Origin of the sequence: Variovorax cryoconiti, from assembly GCF_051216395.1 — a bacterium.
In the GTDB taxonomy this organism is placed as follows: Bacteria; Pseudomonadota; Gammaproteobacteria; order Burkholderiales; family Burkholderiaceae_C; genus Variovorax.
In genome coordinates this window covers 88299-102759 of record NZ_JBPJZI010000007.1, presented here as the reverse complement: position 1 = coordinate 102759, position 14461 = coordinate 88299, and the positions used below count along the sequence as shown (strand labels likewise).

The 14461-nt window shown below is 59.4% G+C and carries 11 protein-coding genes; 3 read left to right on the top strand and 8 right to left on the bottom strand.

What is annotated here, in order from left to right:
- Nucleotides 1–7: 7 nt before the first annotated feature.
- The 3 genes from ACSFA2_RS17675 to ACSFA2_RS17665 all read right to left on the bottom strand — a co-directional run bounded on the left by ACSFA2_RS17675 (nt 8) and on the right by ACSFA2_RS17665 (nt 3778).
- Nucleotides 8–439, bottom strand: a complete 432-nt coding sequence (locus ACSFA2_RS17675; protein ID WP_435456624.1) for a VOC family protein — start codon at nt 437–439, stop codon at nt 8–10.
- 358 nt (nt 440–797) lie between these two features.
- Nucleotides 798–2429, bottom strand: a complete 1632-nt coding sequence (locus ACSFA2_RS17670; RefSeq protein ID WP_435456623.1) for a metallophosphoesterase — start codon at nt 2427–2429, stop codon at nt 798–800.
- A gap of 188 nt (nt 2430–2617) precedes the next feature.
- The gene (locus ACSFA2_RS17665; protein WP_435456622.1) at nt 2618–3778 is read right to left on the bottom strand and encodes a hypothetical protein; all 1161 of its coding nucleotides are present in this window, start codon (nt 3776–3778) and stop codon (nt 2618–2620) included.
- A 313-nt stretch (nt 3779–4091) separates the two neighbouring features.
- On the opposite strand from ACSFA2_RS17665, the gene ACSFA2_RS17660 reads away from it, so the two are divergent.
- Nucleotides 4092–5645, top strand: a complete 1554-nt coding sequence (locus ACSFA2_RS17660) for an SIR2 family NAD-dependent protein deacylase (RefSeq protein WP_435456621.1) — start codon at nt 4092–4094, stop codon at nt 5643–5645.
- 127 nt (nt 5646–5772) lie between these two features.
- Entirely contained in the window at nt 5773–6555 is a 783-nt protein-coding gene (locus tag ACSFA2_RS17655) for an SIR2 family NAD-dependent protein deacylase (RefSeq protein WP_435456620.1), read from the top strand.
- A 199-nt stretch (nt 6556–6754) separates the two neighbouring features.
- Here the strand turns inward: ACSFA2_RS17655 and ACSFA2_RS17650 are convergent, their stop codons facing one another.
- The 5 genes from ACSFA2_RS17650 to ACSFA2_RS17630 all read right to left on the bottom strand — a co-directional run bounded on the left by ACSFA2_RS17650 (nt 6755) and on the right by ACSFA2_RS17630 (nt 13549).
- Nucleotides 6755–7915 carry a TnsD family Tn7-like transposition protein gene (locus ACSFA2_RS17650; protein ID WP_435456619.1) on the bottom strand — a complete coding sequence of 387 codons (1161 nt, stop codon included), beginning with the start codon at nt 7913–7915 and terminating at the stop codon, nt 6755–6757.
- A 1-nt stretch (nt 7916) separates the two neighbouring features.
- On the bottom strand, nt 7917–9665 hold the full coding sequence (locus ACSFA2_RS17645; RefSeq protein WP_435456618.1) for an ATP-binding protein: 1749 nt from the start codon (nt 9663–9665) through the stop codon (nt 7917–7919).
- Entirely contained in the window at nt 9662–11866 is a 2205-nt protein-coding gene (locus ACSFA2_RS17640) for a Mu transposase C-terminal domain-containing protein (protein ID WP_435456617.1), read from the bottom strand. Before ACSFA2_RS17640 ends, ACSFA2_RS17645 begins: the two co-directional genes overlap by 4 nt.
- A complete protein-coding gene (locus ACSFA2_RS17635; RefSeq protein ID WP_435456616.1) occupies nt 11866–12717 on the bottom strand; it encodes a TnsA endonuclease N-terminal domain-containing protein in 852 nt (283 codons plus the stop codon). The genes ACSFA2_RS17640 and ACSFA2_RS17635 overlap by 1 nt, the downstream gene beginning before the upstream one ends.
- Before the next feature lie 484 nt (nt 12718–13201).
- The gene (locus ACSFA2_RS17630) at nt 13202–13549 is read right to left on the bottom strand and encodes a hypothetical protein (protein ID WP_435456615.1); all 348 of its coding nucleotides are present in this window, start codon (nt 13547–13549) and stop codon (nt 13202–13204) included.
- 354 nt (nt 13550–13903) lie between these two features.
- Between ACSFA2_RS17630 and ACSFA2_RS17625 the strand changes: the two genes are divergently transcribed.
- Nucleotides 13904–14398 (top strand): hypothetical protein, encoded by a 495-nt coding sequence (locus ACSFA2_RS17625; protein ID WP_435456614.1) that lies wholly within the window; start codon nt 13904–13906, stop codon nt 14396–14398.
- The last annotated feature ends 63 nt before the right edge of the window (nt 14399–14461 follow it).

The following is a 14461-nucleotide window of genomic DNA, read 5'->3' as shown; positions in this document are numbered from 1 at the left end:
CGGCGCGTCAGCCCGGCACCGCGCCGGGTTCCATGTACATCAGCTCCCACACGTGGCCGTCGAGGTCCTGATAGGCATGCTGGTACATGAAGCCGTGGTCCTTCGGCGCCGTCGGCGTCGAGCCGCCCGCGGCCACCGCCTTGGCGACGAGTTCGTCGACATGCGCGCGGCTTTCGCATGAAAGGCAAAGCAGCACTTCGGTGCTGGTCTTGGCGTCGACGATGGTCTTCGTCGTGAAGGTCGAGAAGAATTTCTCCACCAGCAGCATCACGTAGATGTGGTCCTTGCTCACGATCATGCAGGTCGCGTTCTCGTCGGTGAACTGCGGGTTGAAGGTGTAGCCGAGCGCCGTGAAGAAGGCGACGGACCGGTTCAGGTCCTTCACCGGCAGGTTGACGAAGATCTGGTGGCACCGGGCAATTAAGTTGTGGACTGACATTCACGCAACTTGTTGATTTACCGGTCCAGGGGTCGCATCTGAAAAATCAGAGTAATGGACTGGCGCTGCGATGGAGTTCCTCAAGCAAAAATATCAGCGGAAACAAAGTCGTGGACTTCTGTTCGCTGTCCTGCTGGCCGAGAAGGGCGCGAATTATTTGGATGTCCAAGAACGACCCGCGAACGGTCAAATGGTCAAAGCGTGCTCACCCTCGTTGAATCAAGCTGAGGCAAAAGCATGCAGAGACAGTTTCAACGCAAGGTCCCGCCCGAACTGTGGTTGGCTCTCGGCCTGAGTACAAGCGCTCCGTGAAGACCCGTGATCCGCTGAAGGCCATCGGGTAGGCCGAACGGTGCCTTCACACAGGGCGCCACAGACCGCCGTCGCGCTTGAACTGAAGCGATTTCTCGTTTGGCGGGTTGGCTTCGGTGAAGTCGAATGCTTTCGCACCGCCAAGGGCTTGACACGCTGCCTGTGCACGCAAAGCCGTCGCATTTGGTTTGGCGAGCGCGTCCATCATCCTGTCTTCCGCCGCTATCACTGCATCGGCGCTGAAGGTTTTTCCTTGACGAGTGACCGAGCCACGGTCACCGCCGAACGGAGCCAACGCCGAGGCCGCGTATCTCGCGCGCTCTGCCCACTGTTCGTCCTTGTTCCATCCCGGCTGCATGGCGCCGTTGAACTCTGAGGCGCTCTTGAACCCTTGGTCGAACGCGTCCTTGAGTGGTCCTGCGACCATGCATTGGTCCGCAGGATCGATGCGCACTGTGTTGACGCGCAGGCGGTCTCCCTCCGCAGACCATTCGAGATCCATGCGCCGGTAGTGCACTGGATGGTCCGTGAGCGAGCCCACGTTGATCTCGCCCATGCGTACCTCCGTGCCGAACCACGTCGCCTCGTCGACGTAGCCCGTGTGCGTGTGGGCGCTGAGGTAGAGAGGAACGACGGATTTGTAGTGCGTCAGTCCCTCGAGCCATGCCCGGCTCTCCCGGGAAAAATCCTTCAGCGGGTAGTGGCCTGCGAGGAAGATCGCCTTGATGCGAGGGTTATCGCCGAGGGCCTGAAGCCACTTTTCTACCTGCACTCGCTGCGCCGCGTGAAGCCCGCTGTGGCCGGCGTCGGCCGGCCCGAAGACGGTAAAACTTGGAATCTTTGGCCAGTCGGTGGTGTCCAACAGAATCGTGGCGATCTGGCCGATCTCGGCGCCTGAGGAGGAGTCGATGACGAGGGATGGAACTGCCTGCACAAGATAGCCGGAGTCCCAATTGTTGAATTGCCCGCCGGCACGCATGCCGATGGTCCAGGACAGGTTTGTCCGATCAAGGTCAGGGTCCGGTTGATGAGCGACTCCCCCCTCGGTGCCACTCGCTTCGTAGCGTGAGAAGTAGACCGTGTCCTCGCAGTAGCGCTGGAGCTCCGAGTTCGGCCACGGCACGCCTTCGAGCTTGAGCCGAAGATATGAACAGCGAAACTTGTTTGGCAGCTGACGAATGCTTGTGGCGACGCCTCGCTGGCGCTGGTTGTTCGCATAGCGAGGAAGCGAACGCAGTGGACTGATTAGATCCTCGGACTGCGCGGAGAGGACCGGAACGTGATGCCTCCCCCGATTGCACACAGCGTTGTGATGGCTGTCGAGGCTCGAGTCTTCCACTCCCTTCATCTGCAGAAAGAGTTTGCCGAACCAGCCCAGGTACGAGCCATTGCCCTGAAACACGACGTCGTGGTTGCCTGGCGCAATGAACAGGCTTTTGCTATGCATCCAGCGCAGTTGCATAAGCTTCTCCCATTCGGAGATGCAGCCGTAGTCGAGCAGGTCGCCCAGATGCAGTAAGGTCGGTTGCGGGTCGCCTGGCCGGATGGAGGATTCGATCGTGTCGATCACCTGTTGCACCACGTACTTTGTGAACAGGTCCTGCTCGACCGACCGGATGGCCACTTTGCTGAACGAGTGGGCCGTGGGCCCGGAGTACCAGGTTGGGTCGCCGAACAACTCCCGCTCCTGGTTGTCACCCAGAAGGTAGAGCGTCGTGTGGGACGCGGCTGGCCAGGGGGGGCCTTGCCGCATCTCTGTGTCCGTGCACCCAGCCAGTAGCAGAAGTCCTGCAACTGTCGCCGCGATTCGATGCATGCGGGTCCTGTCGGGACGAGGCGTCGGCTCGGCTCTCGGCATAGGTGTCCTCACCTTGGTCGTGCTGCATCCGCCGCGATGTCGTTCTGAACGAAGAGGGCCAGTGCCCGGAACAGCTGCATGCGAGGGAAAGACTTGCGCGCCGCCATGCTGCGCAACGCAAAGGAGGGGTGCTTGTCCAGCGGCAGCAGAAAGCTCCAGTGGTCGGCGTTCAGTTCTGCCAGGACGCCCGAGCCAGGAATGATCGCGTCGGCCACCAGCAACTGGCCGTCGTTGCGTTCGCCGAGCGCGACCAGTTGTTTGTAGCTCGCAGCCAAGCCGGGGGCGACGTCCTCTGCAGTGGTGCTCGCTACGATCGAGTAGTACCGGAGGGACTCGGGCAGCGGGTTGGCAGCGAGCCAGGACATCCGAAACTCCTTGCGCAAGCTCTGCATCTCCCCGCCGTAGGACGGCGAGCAGTCCAGCGGGGACAGCACGCGTGTCCAGGATTCATAGAGATGAACGTTTCGGTCTGCCAGGACGGTTCCGTTCACGACGCCTGCGAGCGAGACCATTGCCTTGAGCTTGGGAGGCACCTGCCCGTCACGCTGCATGCCTGCAAGTGCATGCAGCGCGTCAGCGACCCCCTTCGAGTAGCCCATGAGGATGATTCGATCGACTGTGGTATCCGAAGCTTCCTGTTCGATGGCCCCTGCCAGTCGGGCGGCATTGACTTCCGAGGATGCACGGCCAAGAAGGGGGACCGCCCTGATGCGTTTGAAGCCGAGGGAAGAGAGGTACGCGTAGCCCTCGGTGTAGTTAATCGCGCCGTCGCGCATCACGCCGTCACTGAACGGCAAGGACTGCTTTGCGACGCAGTCTCCGAAGATGCCGGGCGCGATGAGAATGCTCGTGCCGCCGGCTGGCGGACTGTGAGGGATCGCATCAACGAGCGGAACCGGCGCTAGGTGTGTTGCAGCGCTGGGCGTGTTGCTCGTGCGAGTAGCCTGCGAGGGCACGACTGCATCTGTCAAGGACCTGGAAGACTGGCTTGCTTGGAGCTCGCGCTCCAGATACCGGTAGAACTCGGCGCGTCGATCAACAGGCGCTGGTAGGCCCACAGGCACCGCGGCGCTGAGGGGCGTTTGCAAGGGAGGCGCCATGGAGCAACCCATCAAGGCGCAGGTGATGGCGACCAGCCATAGCACCCCCCCGCTCATGGGCAGACGCATACTTGCCCTCCGACAGTTTTGGTCACTGGTGAGCGCAATTGTTCTGGCTGCCCTCTTGCTGCGTCATCCTTAATATGAAGTACGCAGTTGGTCAAAATCAGACGCGACGATTTTTCGAGCCTGGTTGCTGCCTGTATCGGGATGTACTTGACACGGCCTAGCAACTGTCTGTCCAGTGGTCTTTCCATATTTCATGCTGGCGCAGATCTGCCAACTCCTCGCGCTTTCCCTCCTCACTCATTGGACCCGTGATTTGCGTATTCGGCGAAGCGCCCGCAAACTCCAGTGTTGCGCCATATAGATTCTGAAAACGGTGCACCTTACGCATCAACGGATTTTCGAGAACCTGTTTGAGGGGACCGCTGTGCCGCAAGAAATTTCACTGTATACGCACGAATTGGATTTCGAGCAGTCCAACCAACTGACTCGTGCACTCGGGCACTTTCATCATGCGCAGAAGACGGTCAGCGTACTGCACAGGGGGGAGTGCAACTTGCCGCTCGCAGGTGACCAAGTAGATGTTCGTCGAGCAATGGGCAGACAGGACATGCCGAGACCTGTCATCGTCGTCACCGGACGCGCACTAGACGATAACTGGTTCAGTCACGCGAATGATGGCTACGGGCTCGTAACGCTTGTGGACTGGCAGATCGCATTTTTGTCTGATTTAGAAGGTGCCCTGGAGGCTGCCCCAGACGCAAACATCCTTACTTCTCTTGCGTTGACCGTACTTCTCGTTTTGGCGCAGCTTTCAGACATAGAAATCCTTCATGACGAGCTACGTGGGTGTCTTTTCGATCTGTGTGCCCAGAAGCCGCTGCGCGCTTTCAAGATGCGGTCTGCCTATGTGTGCAGACGCTGTACCAGTCAGTTGGCTAAGGCGGGCATCTCTTCAGTCGAGACTGATGCCATCAATTCCATCCTCGACAGGGTGCGCCATCTAGTTCTTGGCAGAACTCCACAGTCCGTGGTGCTCCCCCTTCCCGACGACAAGTCGATCCTTAAAGACCTCGCCCGCGATTGCAGGCCACCTCCTGGCCTGCTAAACGCCTGTCGGAATGGCTCCATTTCTGTCCTTGTGGGATCTGGTCTTTCGATGCAGGCCGACGTCAAGGTCACCTACGATGCCGCGCTCGGCTGGAAGCGTCTGCCATCTTGGAGTGAGGTTCCTCTCAGGCTGGCTGAGAGTTTGAAGCGATATCGAGGCCGGGATCAGGTGCCTCGCACTACTGAAACGTTGGATGAGTTCCTCGCTGATCTAGATTTCTTTCGAGAATCGCTCGGAGATACGGTTTACTACCCGCGCGCCCTCGTTGACATGTTTGCACCAGCGATCTTGAACGCAGGCCTTGCAAATCGCCTGGTGTTTCGTCTCCCAGTCAAATGTGTTCTCACGACGAACTACGACTTTGTACTTCAGTACGCTGCACCGCCTGGAACGCCCACCTACACTTGGCAAGAGGCTGTTCACGCAAGAAGCTATCTAACCAGCGGCGCGAGCCACCGTCCGGTCATAAAGCTTCATGGCTGTGCATCTCGTTCGAATACGGTGGTGCTAACCCGCGTTGAGTACGAGCGACTCGCTGGACAGCGGGAGTATCTGTCGCTGCTGACATCCGTATTCGAGCATCACACGATGCTATTCGTCGGCTTTGGGCTCAATGATCCCCGAGACCTAGACAACATGCTGCGTCAGGCTCGACTTGCAGGGGCCGGGGAGAGTGAGAAGTTCGCACTGCTGCCATCAGAAAGCTGCGCTGCGATCGCTAGCAAGTTTCCTCAGGTTCAGCCAATTCCCTATGAGAATCATGCTGACGTTGCCAAGATCTTGGCCGCGCTCGTCCTATGCGCGGAAACTCGGAATTGAAGGGCGATTCTTGAGATGCCTTCGTGTGCGCGCGGCTTGGTGCATGGAAAATATGGCTTGAGATCAACGTGAGGTTCAGACTTGCGTGGCCGAGCCTTCCTGTCGCTTTTCTTAGGAGATCGCGACTATGACCTTAAACATCGTTCCGCCAGCATCGCTTGTTTCGGCCATGCGCACCGCACGACGCATCGCGGTCCTGACTGGTTCCGGCATGTCTGCAGAGAGCGGAATTCCCACTTTCCGCGACCAAGAAAAAGGCCTTTGGTCGCATTACGATCCCCAGGAGCTTGCAACTCCAGAGGCCTTTCGGCGCGATCCTGAAATGGTGTGGGCATGGTACGAGTGGCGACGCCGCACTGCATCCCAAGCGGTTCCGCATGCTGGCCATTTCGCGCTAAGCGCACTTGCCGCCCGGCCAGCGATAGAGACACTGACCATCGTGACGCAGAACGTTGATGATCTCCATGAACGCGCTGGTGCCAAGGCGGTCTTTCATTTACATGGAAGCCTGTTTGCACCGCGGTGCTTCGATTGTGGGCGAGCGTACTTCGGTCTCCCGGATATGACGTGTCGGGAGCCAGTGCGACTTGTAATGCGCTTGGCCCCGCCACGATGCGCCACTTGTAATGGCTTGATTCGCCCCGGTGTGGTCTGGTTCGGCGAAGGCTTGCCGGAGGCTATCTGGTTCGAGGCTTGTCGCTCAATCGAGCGCGCGGACCTGTTGTTAGTGGTCGGAACATCTGGCTTGGTCTACCCTGCCGCGGACCTACCGGAAGCCGCACGGCGACAAGGTTGTTCGGTCTCAGTCATCAATCCTGATGCATCCAATGTGTTGCGTAGCGGCTCCATGGATTGGGCGATCCAGGCGGGCATCGGGCTTCCTGCTTTGGTTTCGCGGCTCGACACCTGAAGGCATTGCCGTCTCACTCTCAGCTTTCGGAGAACAGGAAATATCTATGCCATAGCGATCGATGGCCGCACTTAGAGTGAGGCACTCCTTACGCACCTACTGCCGATACTTCCTTGGACAAACTTGCCAAGGTCGTGGATGACGCGCTATGGCAGCCCGAAAAAGTTTAGACAGAGTTAACCCTGCGCATTTCCAATGGCTATGAGCACAAAGGCGGATCCAGCTCCTTTGAGATGGGGGCGTGGAACACCAGGAAGACCGGCGGACCGACTTCTCCTGTCCTTTGGTCCAGCGCCCTACCGAAACTGTAGCCACAGGCACAGGAAAAAACGGCGATGCGCATGCCGTTGCGCAGTTGGTGCCAAGTGAAGCTCTTGACCGGAAAGCGCTCGCCGACGGTGCAGGCCTTGTTTTCACACCGCCAAGGACCCGCCCCGAATGGCGAATGATGTTGATCGCGCTGATCGAGAAAATCCTGCAGGAGCAAGTGGTACAGCGGATGAACCGCCCGACGATCGCTGCGGACCATGTTCGTGAGCCAGTTTCCGCGCAGTGACTCTCCCTCCATGACGTTGGGCAACAACTCCAACGCACGACCATAGAAGTGGCGCAGCTGTGCGTTGAACAGTTGCTGATCGATCATCCACACGGACCGTGAGAGGTCCGTCGAGCGCAGCTGTTGAACATAGTGCATCTGCCAGGCTTTGAGCGTGCGTCCTGTTGGCGGCATCTCGAGCACACGCTGACTCAGCATGGCCAACCGCACCAAATGTGGCATCACGTCCCAATAGCCTGGCGGCACGATCGCAGACCCTTCCTCCGGGCAGGTGTCTGGTGAGGCCGGCAAATAGCAGTCAGGGCTGCGCGCGATGGCGCACGTGAAAAGGCTTTGGCGGTGAACCGGGCACACAAGCACACCAGAAATCTGGTGTTCGCGGCGCCAGTACATTTCCCCATACTGCGCGTACATCTGTGCGCTACAGGCCGAGCAGTAGCGAAGTTCCTCCGTCTGACCCACCGCGTAGGCCTCCAAGCCCGCCTGAGCTCGGACCGTATTGAGGCGCCCGGCCTTCATACCCTTTCTCAAGGCGGCCCGCACCTCGGGCGTCTCGAAGGCTGTGTAATACGGGAACAGCGTCAACTCGTCGATGACTCGATCTGCCTGCAGGGCATTGAACGGTGCGCGCTGTACGACTTCTTCCAGATGTCCCGGAAAGATCAGCGCAGCGCGGCCGTTCCTGCTCCCGAGAATCAACTCCATGAAAGCACGGGGCTTGGGTTGCCCAAGGTGCATCCATAGACGAGCGAGGACGCTGTAGAGAATCTCCCCGGGGTAGGGCCTCGGAAAGTAGGCAAGCATGTCAACCCACCTGATCCTGCGCGACATGTCGTCGAGTGATGCCGACGACGTTCGACCTGCGAAGCGCCTCATACGGCGTATACGCTTGTGCAGTCCCCTGGGCAGCGATCCGACGCAGGTCATCGGGGGGTAGGTCTTCTGCGGGCGGATGAATCCCATCCTCTGCGCCCGCACTGGTCTCCGTCGGTGGCTGTTTGCCCGCTTGCACCTTCGCACGCCTTGTCTTCGCAGGCTTCGCCTTGGAGGCCACCGATCCCAGATTGCCGGACACATCTGCAGTACCTTGACCCAACGGAGGCGCTTCCATCTGCTGGGCGACTCGCTTCAGGAGATCTAGCGGATTCGCATGCTCCAACTCCGATCCCAGCCCTCCTACGACGAGTTGGGCGATGTCCTGCGACACCCCCATTGCCTGAAGTGCCTGTATCAACCTCTGAGCCGCCGACTCAGGCGTCCCGATATTCGCCTTGGGCGCTGCTGGCGCCGGAGATGCAAACGGTCCCGTCACGAGCGGAGATGGAATGGCCGACTGCAAGATGCCCCCGACGTGCTTTTGCAGGGACTGGAGGTCATCAAATTTCGCCAGCGCCTTGCTGTCCTTCAGGCGCAGTGCCTGAATCATCGGCGCGACGAGCCAGAAGTCTTCCTTTGAGACACGTCGAATAAGTGCTGGGGTGATGATCTCCTTCGCGTCAGGACGTACCTCACCGATCGATATCAACCGCATCTGCGCGAGCATGAAGATCTTGACGACCAGGTCCGTCACACCTTGCGTCTCGTCGTAAAGAGCAGCGCTGAGTTCCGGCGTCAGAGGCGTGACCTCGCGCGTCCACTGATATCTCCACATCTTCTCCAGGAAGTAGTCCCACACCTTGTCCTTCGGCATGGGATCCCATCGCAGGGCACCCAATCCACTGGAGCGACGTCCTTGGCGGAAGTTGCCCTGAAGCACGTCGACCGCGCTCGGCGTACCGATCAACTCGACTGGCACACCGATGGTGTTGACCAACTTCACGAGGAAGCTGAGCACTTCTTCACCCGCGCCGGAGCGCGCATGTTTCAGATGCTGGATTTCGTCGACGATCAGGAGGCCGATGGCATGGAGCGTGGCGACTTCCGCCATGTGCACGACCATCTCGTCCTCGCCGCCCTTGCCGTAGAGCTTGAAGTAGTTTGTGCCCAGCAACCCGTCCACGGTGGTGAAGAAGTCGATGCACAGTTGCTTGGGGCCGCCTTTCTGCGGGCTCTCCAGCTTGATCCATGCGATCTGGATCATCTGAAGCTCTGGATGCGCAATGATCTGCGGGTACTGCGAGAGGATCTGTTCTTCCGCGCGTGTTTTGCCGATGCCCGAGCATCCCGTCAATGCAAAACTCAATGCGCTTGGATGGAAGAATGGAACAACGTTGTTCGTACCAGGACCTTGCATCGCTTGGCGAATGCCCCCTGCAAGGCGCGCCGCGTAGCCGGGCGCCGAAGGGTTTCGGCCCATGTACCCCCGGCGGATCATCATGTCTAGGCGCTCCGCTAAACGAATCTGACGCTCCATCGGCTCGAAGTAGTCCAGCAGCCGCATCACACAATGCTTCCTCAGCCACGCGGCGCATCGCCGTTCACCGACCTCGAAGAAAACGGTGCCCCTCAGACGTTCACCCCACTCCTTCATGGAGCAGATCGGCGGTAGTACCTTGATGAAGGGATGAGCTTCATACTCGGGAAGGTTGGTGATCCTGTGGTCAAGCTGTGTCATTCGGTACTTCCGGTCCTGTTGATTTCGGTGATGTCCGGTTCGGCGTCTAGGTCGGTATCGGCCGTAGGAAACTGAATCACTTCGCCACGCTTTGCCGCTGCTTGCGTGTGCGCCAATTCGGTGGTGCCCTCTTGGATCTCAGTCGGAATGAACGCTTCATCAGACCGGCGCGCGGCCTTCTCCTCGGCGCGATTGGCTCGGATTTGCTTCACGCGGCTGCGATTGCTCTCCTCGGATGCCGGATCTGTCTGCGCCTCAGCTTCGGCCACGGTGGCGTCGATCACGTTCAAAAGTGCCGAGTTCGCCATCTGTTGGTCCGGTCGATGGTTCGCCGATGCGTGTTTCCCCGACTCGGCTTGCTCCGCAATCTCCCATTCGGAGAGCTCACGAAACGCCCGACTGCGCGTCGTGAGCGTGCACACGTCGAACGGCTGCTCATCGCCTCGGTGCAGATAGATGCGATCCATGGAGCGGGAGTCATACGAGACCTTCACCGACCATTTACGTTCCTGCCGGGCCTTGTCAAACCAGCGTTCGGTCATCGCTCGATCACACGTGTAGTACTGCCCACGAAAGTGGATCCCCTGCTTTGTGACGCTCGCAGAATCGACCGGCATCAGTGCGAATTTGACAAGCGTCTCGTCGTACTGCCGCAATGCACCGCTGCGGTTTGCAATACCCCAGTTCCAAAGATCCCGCGGAACCGGGAGGACTTCATCTTCAAGCACGGCGCGGTCGGCGTCATAGTCCTTCAGCTCGTGATGGTTGTTGAAGTAGAGAACGCAGGCGAGGACGATCTTGGTGAACTGGTCCAGATCGAGCTTCGCGTCCAGGCGATAGTCGTCGCCACCGCGTGCACGGAAGTCCTTCTTGACGTACCCAGGAACATACGGCTTGAACTTTGCTGGCAAGAGGCGAAAGCGCGTTTCGACGACACCCTTCCAATCGGCCCGGTAGGGGGCAGCGTTCTCGACGACGACACCGAACATGTTCTGAAGCATGTCCGCCTTGGCGCTTTCCAGTTCACCGCGATCCGCGAGAAGGAAGGTGCACAGATGCTGGCACGGCCAATCCTCGGGATCGATTTCCAGACCATATCGCTTGCAGTAGGCGACTTTGTCTCCCGCCGTGTTTGCCAGGGCCATCATTGCGCCGGCCCAGGACGGCCCCTCGAGACCGATGTACACCCCGACGATCATCCGGCTGAAAACGTCGATCACCACGTACAGGATGGGGCGACCGATGATCTTCCTGCGGTTCAGGCGCGAGACGACATAGATGTCGGCAATGGTGGCGTCGATCGCATAACGCGCGCCAGGCCCCCATACGCCATCTGTGGCCGTCCCAACGTAGCCCCGCATGTCCTTGTCGTAGATCTTGGCACCCACGCGCCGACGCTTGATGTCGAAGCGATCTAACTCTTTGTAGTACCAGTACTTGAACTGTTCGAACGTCGGACGCCGCCATTCATCCGACTTCGGATCGATGTCGCGCGCCACAGTGCCAGTGCGATGCGTCTCCTCATCCATGACCTGGCGAGAGAAGAATCGCTTAATCATGTCGCCGTAGACCCCGGTCAGCGTGAAGCCGTCCTTGCTGGCGTAGAGGTTCACCGCGATCGCGAATATTTTTCGGGTGGCCTTGGTCACGTTCTCTCCGACCTCCGTGCCGTACTTGCGGGGACGGCCTCGCTTTCTCCCCTCCACGTACTGTCGCTCCTTCCCCTTGCCACCGCACTTGAAAAAGTCAGGCAACAACGCGTTGGCGACCTGACCGCGCTGCCAATAGCGACGCAGATGGTTGTAGATGGCCTGCTTGCTCCCGCGGTGGAGCTCGATGTGCCGCGCGATCATCTGTGAGCGTCTCCTCGGATGAAAGATTTCCTGCACTTGCTTCACCATAGTGGCGATCGAATTCCATGCATCGTCACGCACGCGCGTCTGGGACGCGCTCGGATTCGAATTCATAGCGATGGAGGCATGAGGATCTTCGGCCGGAGTGAGCAGAAGCGCCCGTCCAGTGGCAACATCCTCGATGAGTTCGGCCGCTTGACGGCTCACCGGAAAGGCACACCGGTCGTCGATGTCGATGACAAACCAAGTCTGGCCGGAAGGATGCAGGTACAGCAGGCGCAGGCGCTGAGGCTGGGCCTGCGGCTGCGGCGTCGCGGGATAGACGAGCACACGGTTGACGAAAAGCATCACGCGGCCCTCCGCCCAGCACCGACATCCACGCCCGGACCTGTGGCCAACTGGAAGACATCCGCAGGCGCCTTGATGTCGAACGGGCGTTCCAGGTCATAGAGCAGGCGCTTGGTCGACGCCAGGTGACGCAGCACGGTCAGCGCCTCTCCCGTTCGAAATCCATGCTGCTGTTCGAGGTACGAGCACAGCCACTGCATGCTGCCGCCTTGTGCGTGCGTCAGCGCATGGAGGAACTGATGGCATCTGTCGTGCCAGTAGTGGGGGTGCGGAGCAACCATTCGATCCAGGCTTCGCATCTCCAGGAGCCACTCGAGATTGCCCACTCGCGTCGCGGAGATGTCATGCTCCGTGATCACGGCCCATGCAACTTGTCGTGCGGTCCAGTACCGGCGCTCGATTTCGAGCTTCTCCAGCACCCGTGTATTTCCGAGGTCATTGGCGGGTTTGACCGCACGAGCCAGCAACGATCGCTGACCATCCTGAGAGATCGTTACGACCAGGTCGGTCGTCATCACGATGTCGACCCCGGTCTGGGTATCCCTGGGATGCTTGACGCCCATCTTCTCGGCAATCCTCCGCGTTTCTTCGCGATCCAGCGGGAACTGCTCGCGCAGATCATCGACACTGTCCTCCCAGTCGTAGATCAGCAGGGCGGCGCGCTCCAGCTTGGAGAGCACGTGATGCAGCCGTCCAGTCTTGCGACCAAGGACGCGCGATGACAGGCCGTGCGACGGAACGTCGTGAATGGTCAGGAAGGGTTTGTACTCAGCGCCTTCACCTTCGCCCCGTTTTTCCTTGTGGAATCGGGCGATCTTTTCCTCATCCATTGCATAGCGACGTTTAGCCATGCATCTCACTTGCGCGCGCGAGGCGGATCGTTTTAAGGGCCGAGTTCATTCCTGCGATGGCGTGGGGCTGCTGTGGTCGCTGGTTGCGACTCGAACTCCCGCGATGCGCGGGCCGCGAGTAGTAGAAAACGGAACGGTTCATTGACTTCCTCTCTGCAAAAGCCCTTGCGGGCACATTTGCACGGGAAGACCCAAGGCAGCTGTCCAATCCAGACGAGCGAGCACGCCGGGCGACGCTGTAGCGTCGCTGATACGTTCTTCGCCGATCGGAACGGACAGATCGCGACCAAATCGAAGACGAACGTCTCCCCAGCGCGAAAGGTCTTGAAACCTCGCGCGGGTGGCAGTAAAGTCAAGGCTGCTTAGAGCGCAGACCTCATGGGGCCCGTGCACAGTTGGTAGCTGTGTGCGGGCCTTCTGCCATCAGTGGCCAGTCAAAGCTTCGGGTTCTTCTCGTGCTCCTTTCCTACCGGACCTTCTGCGCTCATGCAGACGGGCTCGGCTGTGGTTCGATGGTGACCTCCGGTGTCGATGACACCAAGTAGGCCGCGACGTCGGCGACTAGGACATACGTTCCTCGCCGGTGCGGCGTGTCCATGCAGCGAATGGGCAAGTGACCCCGCTCCATGCTCTTCTCCAACGCAGTCACCGTCTTGAAGCGGAGCACCTCGGCGAGCGCCGGTGTGTCTAGGACCGGCCCGTAGCGCGACATCAGATACGACTCGATGCGCTGCTGCGTCTGCAGGTGCATATCGGCGTGCGCATGCGCCTGTGAGCACACGCACTGCGCCGGCTCGGGGGGGGCCAAAACATCCATCTGGTTCGAGGTCATCTCACCATCATGAGGCAGGCATGGCACCGCTCAAAGAGGCTCGAGCGGTGCGCGCAAAGCCCAGATAGATGTACCGCTTCGTCTTGATTTGATCCGTCAGGTAGTCCAGCGCGGAGCAAATAAGGACCGTCATTGCATCACTCAGATTTCCCAGCTCATTTTTGAGTTAGCCTTCGCGGCACGACGAAGGCCCGTTTAGTAAAGTTCTAGGCAAAGAAATTTTTCTCGCGAACTGTTGCAGAAACGCCAAATCCGATCCGGTACCGCCATGTCGCTCCTGGTCAGCCCTTCCACTCGCCAGTTTCCAAAGTGCGAACTTCCTCTCAGACGTTGCTCCTGCCCCGGCTGGCAGCCATGGGAGAACTCGCGACCCGCTTCATTTCGGAGGCAGCTGACGCGGCCGGTGTCAATGTGACGCAATGGCTTATTGCTTTTCACCTTGAGGCAAACGCGCCCGAAGGAAAGCGCGTCGCTATGAGTCCTAAGGGCCTCGCAGCCCGCATGATGTGTCCTCAGACACGCGTCATCACGCAGATTGCGGCGATGAAGCGCAATGGGCTGATCGAACTCGTAGACTTCCCCTCCACAGTGCCTCAACCGTCTCGCAGCGATGGTCGCAAGTTCTACGCGCTGACGATCGCAGGACTGAAGCTGATCAAGAAGAGCGCCCAAGATAGCGCTGCCGGCGACGAGTTGTTCGCGAGCCTGATCTCTTCCAAGCTCGCGATCGAGATGACAGCCCTGCACAGAGGGCTGGAAGATGCGTCTGTAAAGGATTGCCTGGATTCGCTGCCGACCCTCAAGACTGCGTTGAGGCAAGGCCTCGTGAAGTCGGCGCGACGCCGCTAGGCCTGCATGAGTACTGGCACCAATCGAAGCGAGTGCGTCACCCGATATGTTGCGTGCTCGCTG